Genomic DNA, 25487 nt, shown 5'->3' on the forward strand with positions numbered 1-25487 from the left:
AGTGCATGCTCGGGCACAGACTGAAGCTGATCTCGATTAAAGCTCATGTAACTCCGCAAGGTCACTGTGCTGAACATGCTTGAGCAGAAAAAGATTTAAAAAAATCAAGCCTGTTTGTGTCGACATTTTACTTGGCTAATTTTTGCGTCATACGAACACAGTTCCGCCCATTATTTTTCGCTTCATACAGCTTATTATCTGCCATTTTAAAAACCTGTTTGACGCTTACTGAATCTCTCGGCCAGAATGCGATACCCACGGAAATGGTAACTTCTTTGATTCCTTCAATTTGACTCACTTGCATACTCGTTCTGAGACGTGCTGCTGCATTGAAAGCAACACGAATATCGGAGGTCATCATCAATACGATAAACTCTTCCCCACCAGTGCGACAGCAGAGATCATGACTTCTGAAATTTTTCTGCATTAAAAAAGCCAATCGCTTTAAAACCTCATCTCCGCGGTCATGTCCATAGCTATCGTTGATCTTTTTAAAGAAATCAATATCGATAGCGAGTACCGCAAAATGAGTACCCGTACTGATTAATTCATCCAGAAGATATTGCATGCCACGACGGTTATAAAGGCCAGTCAAGGGGTCAATATTGATATGTTGGCGTAATTCTGAGATCTTGTTATTAAATGTTTTGGAGCTCAAAAGTAGCGAGGCCCTAAACTTGAATACCTCAAAATACCAGGGATCAACCTGACTGATTTTATCCTGAATATCATTTCGATTTAACATACTGGCCATTTTCGCCAAACGATTCAGCGGCGAAGAAATAAATAGCGACATCCGCCAGACGATAAAGAAAATAAACAGATAAAAGATAAATATGCCAATAGAAACTTTTAAAATTAATTCATTGGCCTGTTTAAGAAGTTCATCCGTAGGTTGCTGTGAAACCACAATCCAGTTCACACTGGGAACATGTGCAAAACCGGCCAGGTTATCAATCCCCAAGCTATTCGTTAGACGGACGGATCCTTTCTTGTTTTCATTGATATAGTCAAGACCAGTATTATTTACAATTTTTTCGCCAATCCGACTCGAATCTGGATGGAAGATAATACGGTTCTGCTGATCAATCACATACATATAACTTTTTTTGAAATCAAATTGATTGAACAGCATTTCACTGATTAAATTATTCTTCTGCAGATAAATCGTACCGCTGATAAAGCCCTTATAATTTTGATTCACATCGTAAATAGGCTGTGATATCAACACAACCAGATTTTTTTTGCTTGACCAATAGGGTGCCGAAATATACGCCTTTTTGCTTTTAAGTGATCCAACAATACCCGCTGTATTATAGGGCGTGTGGAATTTTAGGTCTAATGATACTGGTGCATAAGCAAGTATCTGATTTTGCTGGCCCACCATAAAAACACTGTTAAAGTTATTCGACTGGTTTTTGAGCCGTTTGACTTCAGCCTGTCGCAGTGGCGTATTGTAAAAGTTTTGCCCTAATTGCTGAGCACTATACTGCAACTCCTGCAACATATTACTGACATCACGATTCACCCCCATCGCAATCTTGGCTGCGTATTTTTCATTTATAGAGAGTGAATTCTGAATTAGTTGCTGTTTAACCACATAATTCAGAATAAACAGGCTAATCACAAATAAAAAGGAAACGCTGAGGATCGTTGAAATCAGAATCAGCTTGCGTAAATTCAGATTCAAAGATAAAAGTATTTTATATAACAACTGAGCCCCCAGGTACCTTAGGTTGTATTACTCTATTTAATGTAACTTGAAATCCTCTCCGACCTAAATTGAAAAAAGCGCTGTAGCAAGTTGCTACAGCGCTTTAATTTTATTTTTTCAGCATTTTTTTCAGCAAATTTTCCAGCTCTTGTAAATTTTGCTCATCAAATTCACTCATTTTTAATGACACTTTTAAAATGTTGTGATCAAACTTAATATTCCCTGCGACTTTTCCATCATATTCAATTTTATGCACGATTGACGTTTTAATTGGCTCTTTGTTTTCTTTCGACTTTAAAATTTTTTCTGCCAATAAGGCCAGTTTTGTTTGCTCAACTTCTTTTTTCAGTAATTTCGCCCAAGCTTCTAGCAGTGCTTTTTTAGCATTACTGTAATTCTCTTCATAATCTGAAAGAAACTTTTTCACAGCTGTGGCGGCAGTGCGTGCCAACAATGTCGGTTGTTGTTCTAAATCGGCAATCAGTTCTTTCGGTAATTTTTCGAAAGATAGATATTTATACATATCCTCTCGATTCATGCCTAATGATTTTGCCAGCTTTTGCTTGTTCTTTTTTAATTTCTCATCCAGAGAACTCAGACCGACATAAATTTCATAATCTGTTAAGTCTTCCCGTTTTAAATTCTCAGCCAAGGTTAACAGTGCAACTTCTTCATCTGATGCATCGATGACAATCACTTCAATGGTGTTTTTATTGAGAATTTGATGCGCTTTCAAGCGTCGTTCACCTGCAATTAACTCATATTTGTCCTGTACTCGCCGAACTGCAATCGGCTGCAATAATCCAATCTCCTCAATCGAGGCTGCTAAATCTTCAATATCTTGCTGATTGAATATTTTTCGTGGCTGATTGGGACTAGGTTGAATGTCTGTAATTTGGACATTACGACGTAATTCTTTCACATCGTTGACATGCTCTTGCTGAGCTTGTTGATGCTTTTGAGTATTTTGCTGAAGACGTTGTGCCAACAATTCTTTTGTACTTACCATAGGATTCTCAGAGTGCCTTTATTCAACACGATTGATGATTTCTTTCGCTAAATCTTGGAACGCTTTACGAACTTTAGAATTTTTATCTACGCGCAACAATGGCTGTTGTAAAATTGCTGCTTGATTGACTTTCGTACTCATTGGAATGGTCGTTTTTAACAATTCGCCGACCTGGCTTAAAGCTTCATCTCGTATCAGTTTACAGACGTTTTGACGTTCATCATGTTTAATCAGCAAAGCACCTAACAGTTTCAATTCGGGATTGACCCGTCTTATTTTACTTAAATGGTTAATTAAGTCAGTGACACCATATAGGCCATATTGTGAACCGGATTCAATCGGCACCATAACATGGGTAGATGCAGCCAAGGCATTACTGGTCAGAAGTTTTAGGCTTGGAGGACAGTCAATCAGGATGAAATCATATAATCCGTTTAATAATTCCAACTTGTTAGAGAGCTCTTCAGAGGGTCTTGGGGCATCATCTTTAAGTTGGTCTTCTGTTTTACCTAAAGTAAGTGAACCATAAATTAAAGAAACATTTTTAAAATTGGTTTCTTCTTGTAAGGCATCAGACAATAGGTTCAAATCACCTACCAGTAATTCAGCAGAAGTGGTTTCAACCTCACTCGGATGTCTTAATCCGATATGTAAACTTGCATTGGCTTGTGGATCTAAATCAATCACCAATACTTTATGCCCCAAGTCTGCTAGCTCTGCAGCCAGATGAACAACCGTGGTGGTCTTCCCGCAACCACCTTTATGGTTTGCTACAGCAATAATTTTAGTCGATTTATTTGTCATATCAGACCCCATTCGAATGATCCTAATATAGTGGAACTTGTAGCAACTTGCTACACTTTATTTGAATGATATTAAAGTACGAATCAATATCGGCTAACAAAGAAAACAAATTAAAGTTTTATATAAAATATAGCTAGCTAATTATAATTAGTATTAATTAATATAATTAAGTAATTATAATTAGGACAATTTTTCCCTTTTTAAAACAATATCTTACGTCTTTAAAGGTGGAGGGTTTGTCACCGAAAAGTGGAAGGTTTGTCACCGAAAAGTGGAAGACTTGTCACTGAAAGGTGGAAGACTTGTCACTGAAAGGTGGAAGAGCTGTCACTGAAAGGTGGAAGACTTGTCACTATGGTGGAAGACTTGTCACTGGTTTAAAAAAAAACATGAAATTAAGTTATAAAAATATTTAAATTCAAAACTTTAATCTGTTGATAAGTATCATGATCTGACTTTAAAGGTGGAAGACTTGTCACGCTTATTTTTATACTTGTGGATAAGTTATGTTTTCCCTTTAAAAATTGCAAAAAAAAGTCCGATTTAGTACTTGATTCTCTCTAAAGGTGGAAGCTTTGTCACTGAAAAGTGCTAAACCAAATGATTTTTTCACTTATAACGGTATTTTTGGCCACAAAAAAATGCAAAGAAAACGATTTAAGCTCTTCTCAGTTGATAAAAGTGGAAAGCTTGTCACTAATAAGTGGAAATTTTTTCAAAGTTTCCACCTTTGGGTTAAGGATTAGGCTAAATCTAAAAAAATGATGACATGCTTTCCACTCTTGATCTTTAGCACATCCTTTTAAAGGGATAAGCACTTAAAGTGAATCTGTAAGGTGAAGATGTTGAATGTTATTCCACTTTTATGTATAAATAGGGGGAATAACTTTTAATTTTTCACTTATGAGCGATTTTAACGAAAAACAAGAAATAGAATATTTACCTTATTGTATCGGCAATATTCGACAGAATGGAGTGGTGAGTACCAGTAACCGCTTAATTCGCCCTATTGAATTGTCTTCTAATGAATATAAGGCACTGCTTTATGCAATGGCGGTTGCAAACTATGGTGAAAAAAATAACCAAGATCGTGAAATTACCGAGAAAACCTATATCTATCTGCATAAAGAAGATTTGGGGGAATTGTTAGGACTCAATAAGAAGAATTCCATTAATGTGGCTATTGACCGGATTTATAGGGAACTTTCATCTCGGGTTGCTCATTTTGTAATTGAAGAGCCTGTAGATGACGTCAAGCGTAAAGTAAAAAAAGTCCATTCTGTGGTACCGATTATCCGGGAACTGCGCTGGGAAGATGATGCCAAAAATGCCTTGCAGATTCGCTTTACCAGTGAAGTGCTGCCTTACTTCACCCGTCTGGCCAGTGGGAATTTTACCACTTACCAGTTGAAAGATTTATTTGCTTTAGACTCTGTCACAAGTATGAGTCTATATTCTTATATTGTTAAAAATGAATTTAAGTATGCGAATCTCGACACCTATGAAGTTGAACTCACCTTAGAGAATTTAAAAGCGTTGATTGACATCGGTGAAAAAAAATATGACCGTTGGGTAGATTTTAGGCGTTATATTCTGGATAAAATTGTTGAAGAAATTAATACTAAAACCAGTTTGCAGCTAGAATATGACACTATTAAGAAAGGCCGTCCTATTGTGGGTGTGCGGTTTAAAATTATGAGTGGAGATACTGAAGCGGCTCTCCCGCAATTTAACGAAAAGACTCAAATCTATTTGGATGTAGATTTTGATGATAATGCCATCGTGAAAGAGTTGGGGGCAAAGTTTGATATGACCGTACGTTCCTGGTATATCTATGCCAATGATCCGAATTATACGCAGTTCAGCAAGTGGTTTAAGATCGAAGGCTGTTTAACCGATTCTCAGGCGAATGTTATTGTGAACGATATTATGTTTCAAATGGATTTTGCTGTGGCCGGTGCATCCATGAATGATTTCAAGAAAGAGATGAAATATAAGCTCAAAAATGATCCGACTTTTGTTCAGGAAAATCGCGAGCGTTTGAATGAGATTTTTGGTAAAGAAATTATTTAAAAAGTGTAGCAAATTGCTACAGCGCATTGAAAAACATTCCGAGTGAATGATTTTTTTTTGCATGTCTGACATTTTTCGCAAATAACTAAAATATTTCTGGTACATCTTTTTAGTGAGATTAGCGGGCGCTCATTGGGAAAATGTCGCAGTTCGGACTTGCTACATCTTGTCTAAAATACAAGTGAAAATACCTAAATTCTGAATATCTAAAAAGTGTAGTAAGTTGCTACACTTTTTTCTTGGGGTCAAAAACCTACTATGATTCACGCCATAATCCCACGAAAAACTATGTCTTTTGCCACCTTCTTACGATGGCATGATTGAAAATTTTAGGCGAAATCACTGGATTAATGAGTTAGTGATTTGGACTGTCATAATCATGCCCAGCTGCAACAGCTACAAAAAATCTGGAATATTGCCAATACCTTGACTGGCATCATAGAGGGATAATTTGAAGCCAGAGGCGATAAAAAATGTACTAGAATATTACGAGTTCTCCAAGCATTTGCTGTGCAAGGAAGAACTAAAAGACTCGCCAAATTATAAGGTGAAGCTATTTGAACGGGATAATGTGTTTAAACATCTGCTGATTAGGGCGTGTCCTCATTTGAAGAATTGGTTTTAAATACCTAAAATCCTCCTTTGAGTTATTTTTATTTCTATATTTTCAATGGCACGTACTCTTCTTACCGATGATATCTGGCAGCAAATTCAAGATACTATGCGATTACATGGTTGCTACCGTTCAAAGAATAGTAGAAATATCATGGAAGCGATCTTATGGAAACTGCGTACAGGCGCCACATGGCGTGATATTCCTCAAGAATTTTGTCCTTGGCAAACTGCTTATAATCGTTTTAATCGTTGGGCAAGCAAGGGATTGTGGAATAAATTTTTTTAGATTACGAGGCGTCCTGGATCAAGAATGGGCATTCATTGACGGAAGCTACATACGCGTGCATTAACATGCAAGTGGAGCTCGGCATGGTTTCGAAAGAGCAATTGGACAATCACGCGGTGGACGAACAACAAAAATACATCTTGCAACCGACGCGAATGGATTACCGATTGATTTTAAAATCACTGGGGGTGGCGTCCACGACAGTCAAGTTGTAAAACAACTGATTGATACTGTAGGCGAGGCAACTTATCTCATTGCTGATAAGGGGTATGATGCTGAGCACATTAGAATATATGCCCAGAACAAGGATATGATTCCCATTATTCCAATGAGATCAAATAGTAAAAGATCGAATAAGGAGTTTGATAAATATCTATATAGAGATGACTCCGTAAATTTGAACAACTCCTATAAGTGATATTTTGCTCCCCAAATGATGTTATAAACATCGATATATGGAATATTTTATGGCACGTAGACCAAGAAGAAATCATTCAAATGACTTTAAAGCTAAGGTAGCACTTGCTGCGATTAAAGCAGAAAAAACACTTGCTGAATTGAGTGCTGAAGCTGATGCGCTGTATTGATGAATTACATATGCAATACCCTTTTGCAGGTAGCCGTATGATGCGTGATTTATTGAACCGTCAAGGACATCATACAGGACGACGTCATACACGTACTTTAATGAAGAAACTGGGCATTAATGCGTTATATCGTAAACCAAATCTAAGTCAGGCCAATCAAGCTCACCGTAAATATCCATATCTGCTCAAAGGATTGAATATTCAACGGAGTAATCAAGTGTGGGCAACGGATATAACGTATATCCCTATTGCAAAAGGCTTTGTCTACTTATGTGCTGTGTGATTGGCAAAGCCGTAAGGTGCTTGCCCATAGCGTATCGATTAGTATGGAGGTTGCATTTTGTATAGAAAGATTAAATGAAGCTATTGAAAAATATGGCCGACCTGAAATCTTTAATACAGACCAAGGCAGTCAATTTCCCAGTGATGCATTTATTGAAGTGTTAAAATCAAATGACATCCAAATCAGCATGGATGGTAAAGATCGTTGGGTTGATAATGTGATAATTGAACGATTATGGCGGAGCGTTAAATACGAGGAGGTTTATCTCAAAGCCTACAGCAATATTTTTGATGCGAAAAAGCAATTAAATGCATATTTTGAATTTTATAATTTGAAACGACCTCATTCGAGTCTGGACAAAATGACTCCAGATGAGTTTTACTATGACCAGCTACCACAACAAAATAAGGTAGCTTAACTAGAGCAGAATATCACTTATAAATAAGCTTTTAGTTGTTCAAACAAGTGGGACCATCTCTTTCTGCTGGCATTTTTACCGTGTTCCTTACCCTTGATTCCAATCTTAACGGGAATTCTGGTCCAGCAGCACCGGGGCTGCCGTGCTGCGCTGATTGCGCTGGTCTTTGTTTTGGGTATGGTACTGGTCTATGCGGTCATGGGACTTGCTGTGGCACAGCTCGGTTACAGTTTTCAGCGCTGGTTTCAAAGTCCAGTATTCATCAGTATTTTCAGCATTCTGTTTGTTTTGTTCGCGCTTAATCTGTTCGGAGCATTTCAGCTGTCCGTACCCCAAGGCATGTTACAGCGGCTGGATCAATGGCAGCAAAAACAGAAGGGCGGCACGCTGATTGGTGCTGGTCTCATGGGTATGATCGCGGCACTGATTGTAGGGCCATGTATGAGTGCACCGTTGCCCGGCGCCTTAATCTATGTGTCTCAGCTCAATCAACCGATACTGGGTGCCAGCTATCTTTTTGTCTTAGGCCTTGGGCTGGGCTTGCCGCTATTTATCGCAGCTGTATTTGGGTCCCATCTTTTACCTAAGCCTGGCATCTGGATGGATCGCCTGAAGTTCAGTTTTGGTTTTGTCATGCTGGCGCTGGCCTTGTATTTCGCCCGGCCACTATCATGTCTGGAGTCAGGTACAGGTCGCCCATGTAGAATCACGGCTTGAATGGCAGAAGGTCAGTACAGCCGCAGAATTGCAACAGGTTTTAGCCAAACATCCTGCACAGCCAGTGGTAATTGATGCTTCTGCAGACTGGTGTGTGGCCTGTCAACCGATTGAAAAGGAAGTGATTCCACGTAGTGATGTCCAGACGGCTTTACAAAATGTGGTTCGTATCAAATTAGACCTGACCCACTATCATCCAAGTCAGGATGAGCTGCTAAAAGAATGGCAAATCCTCGGTCCACCCACCTTTATATTTTTAAATGCAGCGCATCAGGAGCAGCGTGAGTTGCGCTTGACCGGAAGCTTTAGTGCGGCACATTTACTAGGCACATTGCAGCAACTACAAGGGGAGCAACCATGATGATTTCCAGTGATGCACTGCATCTGGGACCTTTGATGTTGCCTTGGACACTCATGATTGTTGCCACTGGCTTGATGCTGTTATCTGCCCTCCTGTTTGGATTAGCCAGAAAGTATTCATGGTCTAAACAGCTGCTTGGCCAAAGTCAGGATTTGCTCTGGAGCAGTTTTTTGCTAGGGATGCTGGGTGCACGTCTTGTTTTCGTTCTGCTCAATGCCGAGCTGTATTTTGCAGCACCCATCGACATACTGAAAATCCAGGACAAAGGTTTTCATTTATGGGGTGGGGTGCTGATTGGCGCTTTGTGGTATGTCATTCGCAACAGACAGCTGCAGACCCGATTCAAAGCCATCTTGCTGATCATTTTTGTACTCTGGATCGGGCTTGGGCTCGCGTTCAAATCCAGTCTAAAAACTGAAGCAGCGTTTCCTGATCTAGCCTTTGCTGGACTAGAACAGGAGCGTCTGGGTACAGACAAGATTCCACTCAGCCAATTCGTTGGCCAGCCCACGGTGATTAATTTGTGGGCGAGCTGGTGTTCGCCGTGTCACCGCGAAATGCCGGTTTTGGCCAAAGCAGCCAAGCAGCATCCTCAAGTGAATTTTGTCATGCTGAATCAGGGTGAGGAGGTAGCCACCGTAAATGCCTATTTAAGAAAACATCAGTTTCAATTTAAACATGTCCTGCTGGACCCATATGGTGAACTGCCACAGCAGATGAATAATTTTGGCCTGCCAACGACGCTGTTTTTTAATGCTCAAGGCCAGCTGGTCGAGCGGCATATGGGGGAACTCAGTCCGGCCATGTTGCAGCAATATTTAAACAGAATTTCAGATCAACCTTAAAAAAACGGAAGGACTTAGTATGAATAGAATTTACCGGGTGCTGGGTGCAGGCATGTTCCTGATCATGAGCATGCATACGCAGGCGAATATTAAACAGAATATTGAAAAACAGGGTTTTGTGTTTGTAAAACAGATTCCGGCACCGCAAGGAATGACCGGTTGGGTGGGGCATGAAGACCAGTACTCCAATACAGTATTTATCTCCAACGATGACAAATATTATATCAAGGGCGAACTATTTGATGCACAAGGGAAAAGCCTTTCCAATGAGCAGATTGAAAAGCATATGAAAAAAGCGGTATTGGACGATGTATGGAAAACCCTGGAAAAATCGACCTGGATCCAGGATGGCAAGCCAGATGCACCACGTGTGGTCTATGTCTTTTCCGATCCCAATTGTCCATATTGCTATAAATTCTGGCAGGCAGCTCGGCCTTGGGTCGAATCAGGCAAGGTACAGCTGCGTCATATTCAGGTCGGTGTGATCCGTGAAGAAAGCCGTGGTCAGGTGGCAACATTGTTAATGTCGAAAAATCCAGCAGCAGTTTTTAATGATATCAACAAGAATAAAGGCAAAAAGCAGCTCAAGAAAATGGCAAAGATTCCTGCAGAAATTGCTGCAAAAATTGATGCCAATCAGGCCCTGATGGGGAAATACGGCTTTTTCTCCACACCGTCGACGGCCTGGAAAAATAACCAGGGTGAATTTAAATCTACTCAAGGCCTGGCGATGGACGTCAAGGAAATTTTTGAACAATAAGATCGGATGAGATATGTCCACTTTGGATCATCCACGGGTATTGTTTGCTTTGGAATGAACCGCTCTGGCATGGAACCGGAATGGTCTGACATTAATTGCATTTGGTTTTGTGATTGAAAAATCCAACCGGCTATTGTAATTAGTCGATCATGAACGTTATGCATAAAAAATAGCCTATGCACAGTGGATGGGGATTGCGGTGATTGTGTTTTGCATGTTGGTAAATTTCGCCTCAATCCTGCAATATCGACGGGGGTTGATATCACTGCGACCGCCGGAATTTATTGAAGGTTATTACACCCAGTATCCCGTATGGCTAAACCTGTTTACTGCTTTTAGCGGACTGCTTCTGATCATTTCTTTTTGGCTGCACTAAGAAGCGGGTTTGGCGCAATACAGCTCGTACAGCTTTTGCATCAGGCTCAAGACCTTGGGGTCACTCAGACGATAGAAAATCTGTTTACCTTCACGTCGGGTGCTAACCATGTCGGCCTTACGCAGTACAGTCAGCTGTTGTGAAAGTGTAGGTTGATGAATATCGGTAGATTCTTCAATTTCCTGAACATTCATTTCCCCGTCAACCAGGACACATAAGATTTTCAGACGATCAGGATTGGCTAAAACTTTTAGGCATTGGCTGACGAAATCGACCTGTGAAAAATCAATTTTGGCATTTGCAGCAATCATATCCATAGATGTCCTCAAAACCTTAGATGTAGCCCGTGCAGTTTACACAATTTACCATAAAACTGCTTGATTATTATTTTTTATTATATAATATAAAAAAGTATATTGTATAGAGATTGATTCACCATGCATGACTTCCTCATCGCATTTATTGGCGGTTTAATGCTCGGACTTTCAGTGGTCGGCTATCTTTACGTCAATGGCCGTATTGCAGGAATCAGCGGTTTGGTTGGGCAGGTATTAAACCCAAAAACTGTATTTAAAACGCCTGCAATCTGGTTTTTATTAGGCTTGATCCTCACACCGTTTATTTATGGTCTGTTTGTACAACCTGAAATCGAATTGAATGCCAGCCCACTGATGATGATTGTGGCAGGTCTGCTAGTGGGCTTTGGGACACGCTTAGGTTCGGGCTGTACCAGTGGTCACGGAATTTGTGGCATCAGTCGCCTGTCTAAGCGTTCTATCATCGCGACCATGACTTTCATGTTTGCAGGTTTTGTCGCTGTTTATATTATCCGTCATATCACAGGAGCATTCTAAAATGAAAAATGTGTTTGCCTTTTTATTTGGTGCGCTGTTCTCTGTGGGATTGATGGTATCGGGCATGTCCAATCCGGAAAAAGTACTCGATTTCCTGGATCTGTTTGGCGATTGGGATGCCAGTCTGGCCTTTGTCATGATGGGCGCGATTGCGGTGGCCTTTATTCCCTTCCAGAAAGCATTACGTACGGCGCAACCGAAAACAGTATTTAATGAACCTATTGATTTACCTAAAAATAATCAGATAGATAAAAAACTGATCACGGGTGCGGTTTTATTTGGTGCAGGTTGGGGCATTGCCGGCATCTGTCCGGCGCCAAGTTTCACCTTGATCGGTTTGGGCCACTATCAAGTGCTCTATTTTATAGTAGCAATGATGGTGGGTGTATGGATTCACCGTAAATGGTCAGGAGCTTAACGATGTCAAACTTACCTATAGTAAAAGATTTTTTTCACGAAGATACCAATACCTTCAGTTATGTTGTACGTGATCCGGCGACCAAAGCCTGCGCCATTATTGATAGCGTGCTGGATTATGATCCGGCATCAGCAAGTACATCCACTATTCATGCCGATAAAATTATTGCTTATATTAAAGAGCAGGATTTAACGGTTGAGTGGATTCTTGAAACCCATGTCCATGCTGATCATCTGACTGCAGCGCAATATCTCAAAGAAGAACTGGGTGGCAAAATTGCCATGAGCCAGAAAATTAGTATTGTTCAGGAAACTTTTGGCGCGATTTATCATCTGGATATTAAACAATGGAATGCTCAGCAGCTCTTTGATTATTTATTTGAAGATCATGAGTCGTTCCAAATCGGAACATTGAAGGCCTATAACATTCCAACACCGGGACATACGCCTGCTTGTCTGAGTTATGTGATTGGTGATGCGGTTTTTGTGGGTGATACCCTGTTTATGCCAGATTATGGTACAGCACGTTGTGACTTCCCGCGGGGCAGTGCAGAACAGCTTTATGATTCGGTACAAAGCCTGTTTCAGTTGCCAGAAGATACCCGGGTTTTTTTATGTCATGACTATTTGCCTGAAACACGTGAATCCTATGTGTGTGAATCTGATATACAGACACAAAAGACACAGAATATTCATATTCATCAGGGAATCAGTAAAGCTGAATTTGCTCAGATGCGCAACCAGCGGGATTCAGGACTGAGTATGCCTAAACTGATTCTACCGGCGATTCAGATCAATATGAAAGCAGGGCAGTTTCCTGAGCCAGAACCAAATGGTGTTTCTTACCTCAAGCTTCCTCTTAACTACTTCAAATAAGCCTGTGTCGTGATTCAACAAAAAATTCAACTTTTATTGAATCATTTTTGTGGATAAGGGAGAGGGCGATGTGGGCATTAATACTGGAAGGATTGGCGATTGGTGGCTTGCTGGGTCTAACCGGTTCTGGTGGCGGCATTCTGGCTGTACCGGCACTGATGGCGAGTCAGGGTTGGACGGTAGCTCAGGCTGCGCCGGTAGGCTTGCTGGCAGTCACGCTGTCGGCCTTGGTTGGAACGTTCGAAGGTTTATTCAAGCGTATTGTACGTTATCGCGCTGCGCTCTGGATCGCATTGATCAGTATTCCTTCAGCCCGTTATGGCGTGCATTTGGCTGATATCGTTTCTGCAGTCTGGCTGACGCTGGCTTTCAGTCTGGTCATGCTGATTGTTGCTTACCGGATCTTCTTTAATAAAGTCCATGATCATGGTAATGCACCGTGCAAGGTCAATCAAACCACCGGTCGTCTGATCTGGAATGTGAAAACGGCCTCCTTTCTGGCTGGTATTGGTGTAGTGGCAGGTTTATTAACGGGTCTGCTTGGCGTTGGGGGTGGTTTTGTTATTGTTCCAGCCCTGCGTAAATTCACCGATCTCGATATGCGCAGCATCGTGGCGACCTCTCTCATGATTATTTTCCTGATTGGTGGGGTCAGCATTTCTGCACACGTACTGGAGGGCTTTCAATATCCTGTTTCGGTCACACTGGCCTTTGTCCTGGCCTGTATTGTCGGGATGTTCATTGGACGCAGTCTGATGCATCGGATTGACAGTAACAAGGTACAGAAAATATTTGCCACAACCGTGGTTGGGGTAGCTATGTATTTAATCTATTCAGCGCTCATGGGCTAAAACAGACGATTAAGTACCTAAACTAAAGCGCTTTAATCTCCCTGAGCATCGTTTATGCAATGTGAATATCGTTTTAATGGCCGAGGAAGAATGAAAATGATGAAAACTGCAGAGCAATTGATCCGGAATGCAAAAAGCCGGATTCAGGAAGTCAGCGTAAATGAATTGTTTGAGGCGATGCAAAACCATAAAACCATACTGATTGATGTTCGGGAACCAGATGAATTCCAAGCAGCAGCGATAGACCGGGCGGTGAATTATCCACGTGGTATTTTGGAAATGCGAATTCACCAGCATCCCTTAGCCAGTCATCATTGTGATACCCAGCAGGCACTGGAACATCTTAAAGATCAGCCGATTTATTTGATTTGTGGTACGGGTGGACGTTCAGCACTGGCAACCGATACCTTACAGAATATGGGTTTTACCCAGGTCAAGTCGGTTCAGGGTGGTTACCAGGCCTGGCTGGAACAGGGCTATCCGGTAGAAAAATAAGCTATTGAATATATAAATGAATGCTGATTTCTTTATTTGAGGTGAAGCAATGAAATACAAAGAATTAACCCAGAACATTTCGGGCAGTTTAAGAACTTTAAGTCAGGATTCGCCTGATTTAATGAAAAGTTTTAACCAATTGTCACAGACTGCTATGCGTGATGGCGTGATTGATCCGAAAACCAAGGAGTTAATTGCCTTGGCGATTGGTGTGGCGGCACGTTGTGATGGTTGTATCGGTTTTCATGTTCGAACCTTAGTCAAAATGGGCATGACCCTACGGGAACTGGAAGAAGTTTTAGGCGTTGCCGTCTATATGGGTGGAGGACCTTCATTGATGTATGCCGCAAATGCCCTAGAGGCATTTAAAGAGTTTTCCAGCTGATTGAATCGTTTAGTAAATGGAGGCTGAAATGAGTCAGCACTGGAATGAATTGTATGCCCGGACGCAAGATCTGTATGGCACAGCAGCAAATCTTTTCATTCAGCAAATTTCGGACAAAATCCGAATAGAGGGTAAAACACTGGCAATTGCTGAAGGTGAAGGACGGAATATCTTATACCTGGCTGAGCGGGCAAGACAGCAGGGTTACCCTTTTTCAGCGGAAGTCTGGGATTATTCTGATGTTGCTTTGACGCATCTGTCCAGCAAGGCTGAAGCCCAAGGGATAAAAGTTGAACTTAAACATGTTGATTTAACAGTAGCTCAATGGCCATCGGAGTTTTATCAAAATGTGATCTGTGTATTTGGTCATTTCGATATAGAAACACAAAAACAGGTTTTAGAAGGCATAAGAAAATCCTTGCTCAACGGTGGATGGTTTATTGGTGAGCTATATTCAAAGGAACAGATCGACTATAAAACCGGTGGTCCTTCAAATGTCGAATATTTATACGATCCTCGTTGCATTCTAGAAGTCTTCGGACAGGACCACATCCATCACTTTTATGTCGGGGAGCAAGAAAGGCAGGAGGGAAAATTACATTGTGGTAAATGCCATGTTATTCAATTTGCGATACAAGTGAGGAAGTAGAGCATAAGTGAATTTAATACATTTTGCTGACGATAAGGTCCTGCATTCTCATCATCAATATTTTTAGGGGGGATTACCATTACCGTAAAAATTCTCATTAAGACTAGGGAATGTATCTTTTTACTGATCTGTACCTTTTTTAATTTTCCTCTGTTCTTTAATTTAGTACCATCAATATAACTTACGCTGACGAGCTGGATTCACTGAATGAAGTATATGGAAATCAGAGATTTGATTGAGGCTGAATTGAAAAAATACAGTTCTAATCAAATGATTCCATCGGAACGTTACTTGGCATTAAAGTTTAACTGTTCAAGGGAAACAGTGCGTAAGGCTTATGAACAGCTTCGTGCCGAAGATAAAATTTACAAACGGCAAAATCTCGGCTGGTTTGTGAGTAATAAAAAAATTCAATACTATCCAAACTCAATTGAAAATTTTCGTTCTTATATGAAGGCACAGGGTTTTAATGCCAGAACAGAACTGATCTCGACCAGACAGCTGGAGCGATTTGATCACAGTGATGTTTTTAGTGAAGCAACGAGAAGACTCGGCTTTATTGAAATTATCCGTTTACGTTATGCTGATGATGTCCCGGTACTCCTTGAATACAATTATCTGCCTGTTGCGCTATTTCCAGATGTGCTGAATTATGACGTGATTACTTCGGTCCAAGATGTCATTAAAAATCACTTTGATTATGATTATACGAGTAGTCAGTTAAAAATTAAAAATACCGGTGTCTCTCATTTTGAGAGCCAATATTTAGGAATTCCTATAAGCCAAACAGCAACTTACATTGAACGTATTTCAAAATCAAACGATCTGGTGATTGAATATGACATCGAAATCTGGTCTCAGGACAAAATTGAAATGACCCTAGATATTCACGCATAAGCTTATATTTATCTCCAATCCATTCAAATCCTAAAAACTTCTGTGTTTTTAGGATTTTTTATTTTTAAAATAATTTTAATTATTAAGCATTCTATTTTTATATTTAAAAGGCTAAACTTGCCTCCAATTTAATACTGGTATGTACCACTTAATTTTGGGACAAACCTTAAATATTGAATGTATTTGAAAATACTGTGTAGATGTTTGCTTAAATGATGACTCTCCATTACCACATGATGATCTGGCTCAGGGATATTGATAATGACCACAATGACTGATGATTTAGGTCATGGTATGGGCAATGCCTGGGAAAATAAAGACTGGGCACATATTTCTGATCCAGAATTACAAAGCCTGCAGCAGCAGTATTCCTGTTTACAAGGTCATATTCAGATTTTGTGGTGTAGTCCACGGCCATTTTCATCTGCAGTATTGGTTAAAGTAGAGCAGGATCTTGTGAGCAGGGATGAAATAGTCGCGCATCAGTATTTGATTAAGCGCAGCCATTGTTCCTTTCGTCGTGCCCGCGATATTTTACAGGAGCATGCCGTTCTTCAGCATTTAGCTAGCAAAGAAATTCCTGTTGCAGCATTGATTAGCTCAAATCAAGGTCTGACCGCTTTAGAGCTAGGTGACTGGACCTATGAAGTCTATGCAAAAGCAGCCGGCTTAGATCTGTATGCAGATCAGCAATCCTGGAAACCTTTTTTCTATGCTGAACATGCTGCGAAAGCGGGGCAATTACTGGCAAGCTTACATATGGCCATGCAGGATTTTCCCGAACAGCAGGGCCGATCAGCATCTTATTTATTGTCCAATCAGCAGCTTTTAAACAGTGAAAATATCGTTACAGCCATTCAACGGCGCATTGTAAACAGTCCAGAATTAAGCCGTTATTTTGCCGACAAAAATTTAGATCCTTACTTTTTAGATCAAATCTTACAGGTTCACCAGCGTATTCAGCCTGTATTGCAACAGGCAAGCAGAATTTGGACCCATAACGATTTACACGCTTCTAATCTATTTTGGTCAGCACCGGATGCCAAAGCGGAGATTACTGCCGTAATTGATTTTGGTTTATCTGACCGAAATTCGGCACTTTATGATCTGGCTGTGACGATTGAACGTAATTTCATTGATTGGTTGGAATTAGAGCAGAGCCCACATATTCCGATTGATGAAGCCGGTTTAACCGCTTTTCTCCATGCTTATTTTTCCGAGATACATCCACAAGAAGATTTTAGTATTTTGCCAGAACTGCTGAAAATCGTGCATCTGGATTTCGCTTTTTCAGAGCTGGAGTATTTTGTGGGCATTACCCACAACCTCAACCATGCAGATGCGGCTTATTACGACTGGATTATCGGTCATGTGGACTGGTTCTTTGGCGAACAAGGCCAACAATTTACCCAGACTTTAACCCGGCTCATTCAACACGAATTGCACTCTTCTTAGTTGCTCTCTAAACCCGGCATCATCACCCACTTCAAATACATAAGGTTTCGTATGAACAATCGTCAACTCAAACAGAATGTATTAACCCGATCTTTAAATATGATCATTCTGTCGCAGCTTTGTTTAGCCCCGCTGACTTATGCTGAAGACGATGTTCAACAGCTTGACACGATTGTCATTACAGCCGATCAAAGCATCCCTTACTCGAGTGCCAAAGTGAATGTCGAGGGATTTGCTACGGACAGTCTGCAAAAAATACCTGCATCGGTCTCTATCGTGACTGCCGATCTCATTGCTGAACAACATGCTCGCGTGCTGAGCGATGTGGTAAAAAATGATGCAGCCATCGGTGATGGCTATGCTGCAATTGGCTATTATCCAAACTTTGTCTCGCGTGGCTTTGAACTCGATTTGGCATCAAGCTACCTGATTAATGGCAATGTGATTCGTGGTGAACAAAACGTTGCACTTGAAAACAAAGAACGTGTGGAAATTTTAAAAGGCATTTCCGCGATTCAAAGTGGTATGTCGACCCCGGGTGGTGTGGTCAATTATGTCACCAAGCGACCCAAAGATATCCAGGCCCTGACATTCTCGGCCGATCAACACGGCCAGTTTTCAGTGGCAACTGATCTCGGTGGTTTTTTGGGTGATGAGCAGCAATTCGGATATCGCATCAATCTGGTGAATGAGCAGATTGAGTCTTATGTCGATCACGTGGATGGTGAGCGCTATTTAGCGGCATTGGCCTTAGACTGGAAAACATCTGAGCAATCTAAATTGGAATTTGATCTTGAAGCACAGCGTTCCGAACAAAAATCAGTGCCAGGCTATCAATTACTGGATGGCAAAGTCCCAGAAAATGTGAAATGGGATCGATTGCTTGGTTACCAGACTTGGGGTAAACCGGTCACGATCGATAGTCTGAATAGCAGTTTAAAATATAGTTATGCCTTGAATGATGACTGGAACTTGGGACTTGTTGCAGCGCACAGTAAATCCAAGGTTGATGATTATTCAACATTTGCTTGGGGATGCTATGCCACGGTATGTGAATATAATGGCTTAGGCAACACCTTTGACGCTAATGGCAATTATGATATTTATGATTATCGCAACCCAGATGACACCTTTAAGACCAATCAATTTAAAGTCAAATTGGATGGGGTGATTGATACCAACTGGGCACAACATTATCTAAATTTTGATATTACGCAAACCAATAAATCTCGTGATCGATATCCTGGATTAAATAGAAACATATATACACATTTATACGAGAACCCAGAGGACATAGATATTGCAGGTAATATTTATGAGGATCCACTACAAGTAGAACAACAATTAGGTGATGTCGGTCCCTATTTTAAAGCTTTAGATAGTAAACAAACTGCATTTACAGCATTAGACCGTATTGAATGGAATAAACAGTGGTCTACTTTGATTGGCGGAAAATGGATCGAGCTTGATGAACAAGCACATGCTTATGATGCAGAGGGTAAGCAGGTAATAAAAGTTCGTGATACGGATTTAGACAAATTTTTACCACAGTTTGCAGTGAGTTATAGCCCGGTAGAGTCAACAACTCTGTATGCCTCTTATGCCAAAGGCTTGTCAGATGGAAAGACAGCACCTTTGTTTGCAGAGAATGCGGCTGAAACTCTAGCGCCGATCTATTCAGAGCAATATGAAATTGGCCTAAAACAACAGATCAAGCAGTTTTTATTGACTGCCTCGCTATTTGATTTACGCCAAGACAACCAATATAGCAAGCCGATTTCAGGACTTCGCTATTTTGTTGCGGAAGGCGAACAACATAGTCAGGGTCTGGAGCTCGGACTGAATGGTGCATTAACCGATCATCTGGCCTTAACTTCATCTTTAGCCTTGACTAAAGCCCGTTTAGAAAATGTAGAAGCGGTTGAATATGGCAATCATCAGGCGCAAAACGTGCCAAAAGTTCGTTTCGCAACACATCTTCGCTATAACGTACCGAGCATTGCAGGTTTCACTGTTCTGGCAGGTGGTCAATACAGTTCCAGCAAATATGCCAACAAAGAGGGTGCTGCGAAAGTCGCAGGTTATAGTGTGGTTGATTTAGGCGCTGCTTATCAATTTAAACTAAATACGACCGATGCATTGCTACGCTTGAATATTAATAATCTGTTCAACAAGAAATACTGGCGTGATGCAGGTGAATTTTTGGGTGACGATTATTTATTCTTGGGTTCGCCGCGTACAGCAACCTTGTCATTCAATCTGAACTTCTAAATTGGCTGCTTAATCAGGTTATATTGTTATGGAAAATATAGAAATTGCAGCGTTCATTTTAAACGTTTTAGGTGTCTGGCTGACCTCCAAACAATATAAAGTCTGCTGGTTGGTGAATATTGTCGCTGTATTTTTATATATGATTATTTTTTATCGTGTCAATTTATTTGCAGACGCAGCATTACAAGCCGTATTTATCTTGATGCAACTCTATGGCTGGTATAGCTGGTCGAAGAAAAATCATGACCAGGCTATCACCGTGCAGATTGGCTATTTGAATAAAAAAATCTGGGTATATAGCCTGATTGTGGGTATTGTCGCCGGTCTGGTGATTGGCGCCTTATTTGCTCATTTCACCACAGCATCACTCCCTTGGTTGGATTCCATGTTGGCTTCTTTTAGCTTGGTGGCAAGTTATTGGGCGGCAAAAAAATATATTGAAAGCTGGGGCTTGTGGTGTGTGTTAGATGTGATTTATGTCGGCATGTATAGCTATAAGTCATTGTATTTAACCGCCATGCTTTATTTTATTTTTATTCTTCTGGCACTCAATGGCTGGAGAATGTGGCGAAATCTTTATAGAGTGAAATTATCTTAAAATGACACTATTGCAAATAGAAATTTGAGGTGATGCTCTTTCCTTTAAAAAAAGTATTTATAGACTAAAAACTTTATTTGAATTGGCCGCAGCTTGAAGATGTTGCTGATATTTTGTGAAAGCTAGCTACCATACATTCAAAGCGAACCGAAGTTCGCTTTGAATGTATTTCACTTCTTAAAAGAACCCGGCTGGTTTGGTCGAATAGCTGACTAGCAAGTTTTTAGTCTGCTGATAATGATCCAGCATCATTCTGTGATTCTCACGCCCAATCCCTGATTTTTTATAACCACCGAAAGCCGCATGGGCAGGGTAGATGTGATAACAGTTAGTCCAGACCCGACCTGCCTGAATAGCACGGCCTGCACGGTAAGAGGTATGCGCTGAGCGTGACCAGACACCGGCACCGAGTCCATAAATCGTATCATTGGCGATCTTGATCGCATCATCGAAGTCTTTGAAGGTGGTCACAGCCAGTACAGGCCCGAAGATTTCTTCCTGGAAGGTCTTCATGTCATTGGTGCCTTTAAAGATAGTCGGCTCAATATAGAAACCTTGCCCCACTTCCTGACGTGCTTCACCACCAGTCAGGATCTGTGCGCCTTCTTCACGACCAGTGGCAATACAGCCCAGAATCTTGTCCTGCTGTTCCTGTGAGGCTTGCGCGCCAATCATGGTGTCAGTATCCAGCGGATGCCCGGTTTTAATCCGTTTCACCCGTTCAACGGCACGCGCCAGAAATTCGTCAGCAATACTTTCCTGGATCAGCGCACGCGATGGACAGGTGCAGATTTCACCCTGGTTCAGGGCAAACATGGCAAAACCTTCCAGCGCTTTGTCCAGATAATCGTCTTCCTGATCCATGATGTCAGCAAAGAACAGATTTGGTGATTTACCCCCCAGTTCCAGCGTCACCGGAATAATATTTTCGGTGGCATATTGCATGATCATCTGACCGACGGCGGTGGAACCGGTAAAGGCAATCTTGGCAATGCGTGGGTTGGTGGCTAGCGGGCGACCGACTTCAACCCCATAACCATTGACGATATTCAGGACACCCGGTGGCAAAATATCCTGAATCAGTTCAGCCAGCACCAGAATGCTGACCGGAGTCTGTTCTGCAGGTTTCAACACAATGCAGTTGCCCGCAGCCAGGGCAGGTGCCAGTTTCCAGACAGCCATCAGAATCGGAAAGTTCCACGGGATAATCTGACCCACGACGCCCAACGGCTCATGAAAATGATAAGCAATCGTATCTTCATCAATTTCGGAAATGCCGCCTTCCTGCGCACGAATACAGCCGGCAAAATAACGGAAATGGTCAATAGCCAGCGGAATATCGGCAGCCAGCGTTTCACGGATCGGTTTGCCGTTATCCCAGGTTTCTGCCACTGCCAGCAGTTCCAGATTTTGTTCCAGACGATCGGCAATTTTCAACAGAATATTGGAGCGGGTGGTCGGCGATGCTCTGTTCCATTGTTCTTTGGCTTTGTGCGCTGCATCCAGGGCCAATTCAATGTCTTCTACAGAAGAACGCGGAACCTTGGTAAAGACTTTGCCATCTACCGGAGAGATGTTGTCAAAGTATTCACCTTTGACCGGAGCGACCCATTCGCCGCCAATAAAATTCTCGTATTGTGCTTTAAAATGAACTTTTGAATCAGGTTGATTAGGATCGACGTAACGCATATTTATTTCCTTTGCTTATTTTCGTATGGCAAAACCGCTTCTACAGCTTTGGTATAAGGTACTTCTGCATCTTATTTGATTAATATAACTGGTATAAGGTTGGAAAAAGGTTGGAGCTAGCATGTTCACGATATTTTCATCCATTTTAAAAAAATAACGATTACAGCGGATGTAAATCATGAATTGTTGTGAGAATAAGGAATGATGACAAAACAAGATTTGATGGAAAAAAGGCACAATACTGATCAGCTTCGGCAAAACAGCAGTTTGTCTCCCTTACATGCAGAACAGCTGGGACAGAGTATTGCCAGCTCCTGGCAACGTTCATCCTCGGCTGAAATCCCGAAGAATCGTTTAGCAGCACCGCTGACGGATTTAAAAAAGACCACTTCTTCCTCAACTTTAGCCCAAGCCCTGCAACATTGTGCTCAGGATTTAAAACATATTGCCGAGCAATCTTCTATGGTGCTGGCGGTCGGAGATATCGGCAGCACCATCATTTGGGCAGCTTCTAGCCCACAAATGCAAAGTGCCGCAGAAAGTGTACATTTTATTGAAGGTGGGCAATGGCGCGAAGAGCTAGTCGGAACCAATGCATTGGCATTATCCTTAAAAACTCAACAATCCAGCTGTGTCTTTTCCAGTGAACATTACATGTCCTCCATTCATGATTGGGTTTGTTACGCTGCCCCGATTATTGATCCCTATTCAAAACAGGTCTTAGGTGTCATTGATCTGTCGACTACCTGGCCAAAGCATAACAGTTTAGCACTACTAGCTGCGGAGCGCTGTGCTACGATCATCCAGTCGGCTCTACTAGAATGCCAGAAGCAGCGCCTGTTTATTCGAGCTTTTTCAGTACCTCAAGTGCTGTTTAATGGCAAGATGCTGGTTCTGACTCCTCGACAGATTGAAATTCTGACCATTCTAGCCTTATGTCCGCAGGGTCTGAGTCTAGATACATTGCATCAAGCCTTATATGGCGAGCGCAAGGTCAGTATGGGTACTTTAAAAGCAGAAATGTCACAATTACGCGATTTATTAGGTGGTATGCTGGGTTCCAGACCCTATCGTTTATTGGCGCATGTAGAGGCTGATTTTTTAATGACAGAGCAATCTTTAGATGCTGGGTATATCGATTCAGCCTTGAAATTATGTACCGGCGTATTTCTGGCCAAAACAGAAAGTCCATTTCTATGCGCCTGGAGAGATTGTCTGGAATCACGCCTGAGCGATGCCATTTTCAAGGCTAATGAAACCGATGTCTTGCTGAAACATGTGGCACATTTTCCTGAAGCGATTGATGCTGTAGAACGCCTGATTGAACTGATGCCCAAAAACCATCCCGTTCATCAGACTCTGTTAAAATATAAAAATCTTTAAAGCTGATGTAACTGTCGGTACAAAGCTAAACAGTTAAAATAGGAATATTCTGGAATATTAAGTATTATCCTTGCTTACTGTGAGTTTACTTATTAATTTAGACTGAACCTGATCCTAAAATTTTTATCAGTGGCTACCCAGTTTGCCGTTTGCCTAGATGCTTGATATCAGCTACGCTCACCTTCATGTCATTTGAAGGACGCGCAGTTTATTCCTCAGGGATCAAATATAATCGTAAGATAATACGCTATGAAATTTTATTTGTGGCTAGAACGGGCTAAAAAAATAGTGGCATTTTTCTACCATGGGATTAATGTCGATATTCATAATGAAGGGGACTTCATAAAAAAGAAACACCCCCCGCTTTTATCCTCTTATGAAGGCAAAAGGATCAGCCAGGAACAGGAAAATGCATGTCTGCTCTTGGCACACTTCCTCAGGAAGTGAAACAGGGGCTGTTAAAAATGTAAGTCAGATGCTTGGAGAGAAGACTTACATTGAGGCACTACATCGCCGCTTTAAAAATATCTACCACTTGGGCATGGCTGGCTTTACGTGGATTGGTCAGCATGCAGGCATCTTTTTGTGCATTTTCCGCCATGATGGCCAAGTCAGCTTCTTTTACATTCAATTCCGTCAGCCCAGATGGAATACCAATTGAAGCCGAAAGCTGACGAATGGCGCCAATCGCTTCATAAGCTGCTTCAGTTACGGTTAAGCCTTCTGTATTCACCCCCATCAATTGGGCAATTTTGGCATAACGTTCAGGACAAGCAATCAGGTTAAATTCACAAACATGGGGGAGCAGAATTGCATTACAAACACCATGCGGCAAGTTGTAGAAGCCTCCGAGCTGATGTGCCATCGCATGCACATATCCTAAAGAGGCGTTATTAAAGGCCATTCCGGCAAGATATTGAGCATAGCTCATGGCATCCCGTGCTTCTAGATTATCCCCATTCGCCACTGCGGGACTGAGCCATTCACTGATCATGGTGATCGCCTTTTCTGCACAGGCATCAGTGATGGGATTAGCAGCCGTAGATACATAGGCCTCGACCGCATGTGTCAGAGCATCCATCCCTGTTGCCGCAGTCAGGCCGGCAGGTTTGGCCAACATCAGTTTAGGGTCATCAATCGCAATGAGTGGTGTGCAACGCCAATCTACAATCGCCATTTTCACATGGGTATCGGTATTGGTAATGATACAGAAACGTGTCATCTCCGAAGCCGTCCCTGCCGTGGTATTGATTGCAATCAGTGGTGTCATCGGAACGGTACTTTTATCAATCCCTTCATAATCACGGATATGTCCGCCACCTGCAGTGACCAGACCGATGCCTTTGGCACAGTCATGTGATGAGCCCCCACCTAACGATACAATAAAATCACAGGCATTTTCATTATAAGCTTCAACTCCATGATGCACGTTAATATCAGTTGGATTGGGTTCCGCACCTGGGAAAATATAACTGTCAACACCTGCCTCTTTCAAATAATCTGCAATATCATCTGCAACACCAAATTTAAACAGGCCAGCATCAGTTACAATCAGTGCTTTCTTGGCGCCTAAATTTTGTGCTTTTATCCCGATTTCTTTAGCACAGCCCGGACCAAAAAGTGAAACGCAGGGAATATAAAAACCGTTAGTTTGATCTGCAATATTTTTAAAAGCCATGGGGTGATTCCTTCTACCATTGATTGATTATTTTATCGGTGACCCTCACCGTAATATGAGTATTGGATGAAGCTAAAAAGAATCCTACCTACCAAATACCTACCAATTTAAATTTCTGATTCTAGCCAAAATAATGCATTT

At 41.5% G+C, this 25487-nt stretch carries 21 protein-coding genes and 5 pseudogenes; 20 read left to right on the plus strand and 6 right to left on the minus strand.

Annotated elements, in window-relative coordinates; all coding sequences use genetic code 11:
• Positions 1-127 precede the first annotated feature (127 nt).
• The 3 genes from LOZ91_RS09355 to LOZ91_RS09365 form a co-directional block, all read right to left on the minus strand.
• Positions 128-1714, minus strand: coding sequence for a sensor domain-containing diguanylate cyclase (locus LOZ91_RS09355; RefSeq protein WP_005093719.1), 1587 nt, complete (start codon positions 1712-1714; stop codon positions 128-130).
• A 109-nt stretch (positions 1715-1823) separates the two neighbouring features.
• On the minus strand, positions 1824-2723 hold the full coding sequence (locus tag LOZ91_RS09360) for a ParB/RepB/Spo0J family partition protein (RefSeq protein ID WP_005093722.1): 900 nt from the start codon (positions 2721-2723) through the stop codon (positions 1824-1826).
• Positions 2724-2741: 18 nt separating this feature from the next.
• Positions 2742-3527: a ParA family protein gene (locus LOZ91_RS09365; protein WP_035337428.1), complete on the minus strand. Its 786-nt coding sequence runs from the start codon at positions 3525-3527 to the stop codon at positions 2742-2744.
• A 903-nt stretch (positions 3528-4430) separates the two neighbouring features.
• On the opposite strand from LOZ91_RS09365, the gene LOZ91_RS09370 reads away from it, so the two are divergent.
• The 8 genes and pseudogenes from LOZ91_RS09370 (at position 4431) to LOZ91_RS14630 (ending at position 10848) form a co-directional block, all read left to right on the plus strand.
• Positions 4431-5600, plus strand: coding sequence for a replication initiation protein (locus tag LOZ91_RS09370; RefSeq protein ID WP_005093725.1), 1170 nt, complete (start codon positions 4431-4433; stop codon positions 5598-5600).
• A 445-nt stretch (positions 5601-6045) separates the two neighbouring features.
• Positions 6046-6225: pseudogene (locus tag LOZ91_RS09375) on the plus strand (hypothetical protein); the annotation flags it as partial.
• 45 nt (positions 6226-6270) lie between these two features.
• Positions 6271-6883 (plus strand): annotated as a pseudogene (locus LOZ91_RS09380) (IS5 family transposase); the annotation flags it as partial.
• Positions 6884-6968: 85 nt separating this feature from the next.
• Positions 6969-7789: pseudogene (locus LOZ91_RS09385) on the plus strand (IS3 family transposase).
• 63 nt (positions 7790-7852) lie between these two features.
• Positions 7853-8867: pseudogene (locus LOZ91_RS09390) on the plus strand (cytochrome c biogenesis protein CcdA); the annotation flags it as partial.
• On the plus strand, positions 8864-9712 hold the full coding sequence (locus LOZ91_RS09395) for a TlpA disulfide reductase family protein (protein ID WP_244783087.1): 849 nt from the start codon (positions 8864-8866) through the stop codon (positions 9710-9712). The pseudogene LOZ91_RS09390 and the gene LOZ91_RS09395, both read left to right, overlap by 4 nt.
• 19 nt (positions 9713-9731) lie before the next feature.
• Complete coding sequence (dsbG, locus tag LOZ91_RS09400) at positions 9732-10472, plus strand: thiol:disulfide interchange protein DsbG (RefSeq protein ID WP_244783088.1); 741 nt, start codon at positions 9732-9734, stop codon at positions 10470-10472.
• A gap of 64 nt (positions 10473-10536) precedes the next feature.
• Positions 10537-10848 (plus strand): annotated as a pseudogene (locus LOZ91_RS14630) (DUF202 domain-containing protein).
• On the opposite strand, the gene LOZ91_RS09405 reads toward LOZ91_RS14630, so the two are convergent.
• Entirely contained in the window at positions 10845-11165 is a 321-nt protein-coding gene (locus LOZ91_RS09405) for a metalloregulator ArsR/SmtB family transcription factor (RefSeq protein WP_163171662.1), read from the minus strand. The pseudogene LOZ91_RS14630 and the gene LOZ91_RS09405 sit on opposite strands and share 4 nt — an antisense overlap.
• A gap of 120 nt (positions 11166-11285) precedes the next feature.
• Here LOZ91_RS09405 and LOZ91_RS09410 point away from each other — a divergent pair, with 120 nt between their 5' ends.
• The 11 genes from LOZ91_RS09410 (at position 11286) to pnuC (ending at position 20596) form a co-directional block, all read left to right on the plus strand.
• Positions 11286-11702, plus strand: a complete 417-nt coding sequence (locus LOZ91_RS09410) for a YeeE/YedE thiosulfate transporter family protein (RefSeq protein ID WP_163171660.1) — start codon at positions 11286-11288, stop codon at positions 11700-11702.
• Between the two features lies 1 nt (position 11703).
• A complete protein-coding gene (locus tag LOZ91_RS09415; RefSeq protein WP_151837104.1) occupies positions 11704-12120 on the plus strand; it encodes a DUF6691 family protein in 417 nt (138 codons plus the stop codon).
• A gap of 2 nt (positions 12121-12122) precedes the next feature.
• The gene (locus LOZ91_RS09420) at positions 12123-12995 is read left to right on the plus strand and encodes an MBL fold metallo-hydrolase (protein WP_244783089.1); all 873 of its coding nucleotides are present in this window, start codon (positions 12123-12125) and stop codon (positions 12993-12995) included.
• 68 nt (positions 12996-13063) lie between these two features.
• On the plus strand, positions 13064-13846 hold the full coding sequence (locus LOZ91_RS09425; protein WP_005093748.1) for a sulfite exporter TauE/SafE family protein: 783 nt from the start codon (positions 13064-13066) through the stop codon (positions 13844-13846).
• Between the two features lie 99 nt (positions 13847-13945).
• Positions 13946-14341: a rhodanese-like domain-containing protein gene (locus LOZ91_RS09430; RefSeq protein WP_035337430.1), complete on the plus strand. Its 396-nt coding sequence runs from the start codon at positions 13946-13948 to the stop codon at positions 14339-14341.
• Positions 14342-14390: 49 nt separating this feature from the next.
• Positions 14391-14726 (plus strand): carboxymuconolactone decarboxylase family protein, encoded by a 336-nt coding sequence (locus tag LOZ91_RS09435; RefSeq protein ID WP_005093752.1) that lies wholly within the window; start codon positions 14391-14393, stop codon positions 14724-14726.
• Positions 14727-14754: 28 nt separating this feature from the next.
• Entirely contained in the window at positions 14755-15375 is a 621-nt protein-coding gene (locus tag LOZ91_RS09440; RefSeq protein WP_005093755.1) for a class I SAM-dependent methyltransferase, read from the plus strand.
• A 207-nt stretch (positions 15376-15582) separates the two neighbouring features.
• Entirely contained in the window at positions 15583-16272 is a 690-nt protein-coding gene (locus LOZ91_RS09445; RefSeq protein ID WP_005093757.1) for a GntR family transcriptional regulator, read from the plus strand.
• Positions 16273-16533: 261 nt separating this feature from the next.
• Positions 16534-17727, plus strand: a complete 1194-nt coding sequence (locus LOZ91_RS09450; RefSeq protein WP_244783091.1) for a phosphotransferase — start codon at positions 16534-16536, stop codon at positions 17725-17727.
• Positions 17728-17778: 51 nt separating this feature from the next.
• The gene (locus LOZ91_RS09455; RefSeq protein WP_244783092.1) at positions 17779-19998 is read left to right on the plus strand and encodes a TonB-dependent siderophore receptor; all 2220 of its coding nucleotides are present in this window, start codon (positions 17779-17781) and stop codon (positions 19996-19998) included.
• Positions 19999-20026: 28 nt separating this feature from the next.
• Positions 20027-20596 carry a nicotinamide riboside transporter PnuC gene (gene pnuC, locus LOZ91_RS09460; protein WP_159138859.1) on the plus strand — a complete coding sequence of 190 codons (570 nt, stop codon included), beginning with the start codon at positions 20027-20029 and terminating at the stop codon, positions 20594-20596.
• A 177-nt stretch (positions 20597-20773) separates the two neighbouring features.
• On the opposite strand, the gene LOZ91_RS09465 is transcribed toward pnuC, so the two are convergent.
• Complete coding sequence (locus LOZ91_RS09465; RefSeq protein WP_004281961.1) at positions 20774-22285, minus strand: aldehyde dehydrogenase family protein; 1512 nt, start codon at positions 22283-22285, stop codon at positions 20774-20776.
• A gap of 201 nt (positions 22286-22486) precedes the next feature.
• Here LOZ91_RS09465 and LOZ91_RS09470 point away from each other — a divergent pair, with 201 nt between their 5' ends.
• Positions 22487-23668: a hypothetical protein gene (locus LOZ91_RS09470; RefSeq protein ID WP_004647792.1), complete on the plus strand. Its 1182-nt coding sequence runs from the start codon at positions 22487-22489 to the stop codon at positions 23666-23668.
• Between the two features lie 505 nt (positions 23669-24173).
• On the opposite strand, the gene LOZ91_RS09475 is transcribed toward LOZ91_RS09470, so the two are convergent.
• Positions 24174-25346 (minus strand): iron-containing alcohol dehydrogenase, encoded by a 1173-nt coding sequence (locus LOZ91_RS09475; protein WP_004733137.1) that lies wholly within the window; start codon positions 25344-25346, stop codon positions 24174-24176.
• Positions 25347-25487 lie beyond the last annotated feature (141 nt).

Source organism: Acinetobacter sp. F-1, assembly GCF_022869025.1.
In the GTDB taxonomy this organism is placed as follows: Bacteria; Pseudomonadota; Gammaproteobacteria; order Pseudomonadales; family Moraxellaceae; genus Acinetobacter; species Acinetobacter pseudolwoffii.

Coding starts and splice junctions, on each gene's coding strand:
- LOZ91_RS09440 (WP_005093755.1), top strand. CDS start 14,755: ATGAGTCAGCACTGGAATGAATTGTATGCCCGGACGCAAGATCTGTAT.
- LOZ91_RS09365 (WP_035337428.1), bottom strand. CDS start 3,527: ATGACAAATAAATCGACTAAAATTATTGCTGTAGCAAACCATAAAGGT.
- LOZ91_RS09405 (WP_163171662.1), bottom strand. CDS start 11,165: ATGGATATGATTGCTGCAAATGCCAAAATTGATTTTTCACAGGTCGAT.
- LOZ91_RS09445 (WP_005093757.1), top strand. CDS start 15,583: ATGAAGTATATGGAAATCAGAGATTTGATTGAGGCTGAATTGAAAAAA.
- LOZ91_RS09420 (WP_244783089.1), top strand. CDS start 12,123: ATGTCAAACTTACCTATAGTAAAAGATTTTTTTCACGAAGATACCAAT.
- dsbG (WP_244783088.1), top strand. CDS start 9,732: ATGAATAGAATTTACCGGGTGCTGGGTGCAGGCATGTTCCTGATCATG.
- LOZ91_RS09475 (WP_004733137.1), bottom strand. CDS start 25,346: ATGGCTTTTAAAAATATTGCAGATCAAACTAACGGTTTTTATATTCCC.
- LOZ91_RS09395 (WP_244783087.1), top strand. CDS start 8,864: ATGATGATTTCCAGTGATGCACTGCATCTGGGACCTTTGATGTTGCCT.
- LOZ91_RS09450 (WP_244783091.1), top strand. CDS start 16,534: ATGACCACAATGACTGATGATTTAGGTCATGGTATGGGCAATGCCTGG.
- LOZ91_RS09415 (WP_151837104.1), top strand. CDS start 11,704: ATGAAAAATGTGTTTGCCTTTTTATTTGGTGCGCTGTTCTCTGTGGGA.
- LOZ91_RS09435 (WP_005093752.1), top strand. CDS start 14,391: ATGAAATACAAAGAATTAACCCAGAACATTTCGGGCAGTTTAAGAACT.
- LOZ91_RS09455 (WP_244783092.1), top strand. CDS start 17,779: ATGAACAATCGTCAACTCAAACAGAATGTATTAACCCGATCTTTAAAT.
- LOZ91_RS09430 (WP_035337430.1), top strand. CDS start 13,946: ATGAAAACTGCAGAGCAATTGATCCGGAATGCAAAAAGCCGGATTCAG.
- LOZ91_RS09360 (WP_005093722.1), bottom strand. CDS start 2,723: ATGGTAAGTACAAAAGAATTGTTGGCACAACGTCTTCAGCAAAATACT.
- pnuC (WP_159138859.1), top strand. CDS start 20,027: ATGGAAAATATAGAAATTGCAGCGTTCATTTTAAACGTTTTAGGTGTC.
- LOZ91_RS09470 (WP_004647792.1), top strand. CDS start 22,487: ATGATGACAAAACAAGATTTGATGGAAAAAAGGCACAATACTGATCAG.
- LOZ91_RS09370 (WP_005093725.1), top strand. CDS start 4,431: ATGAGCGATTTTAACGAAAAACAAGAAATAGAATATTTACCTTATTGT.
- LOZ91_RS09465 (WP_004281961.1), bottom strand. CDS start 22,285: ATGCGTTACGTCGATCCTAATCAACCTGATTCAAAAGTTCATTTTAAA.
- LOZ91_RS09410 (WP_163171660.1), top strand. CDS start 11,286: ATGCATGACTTCCTCATCGCATTTATTGGCGGTTTAATGCTCGGACTT.
- LOZ91_RS09425 (WP_005093748.1), top strand. CDS start 13,064: ATGTGGGCATTAATACTGGAAGGATTGGCGATTGGTGGCTTGCTGGGT.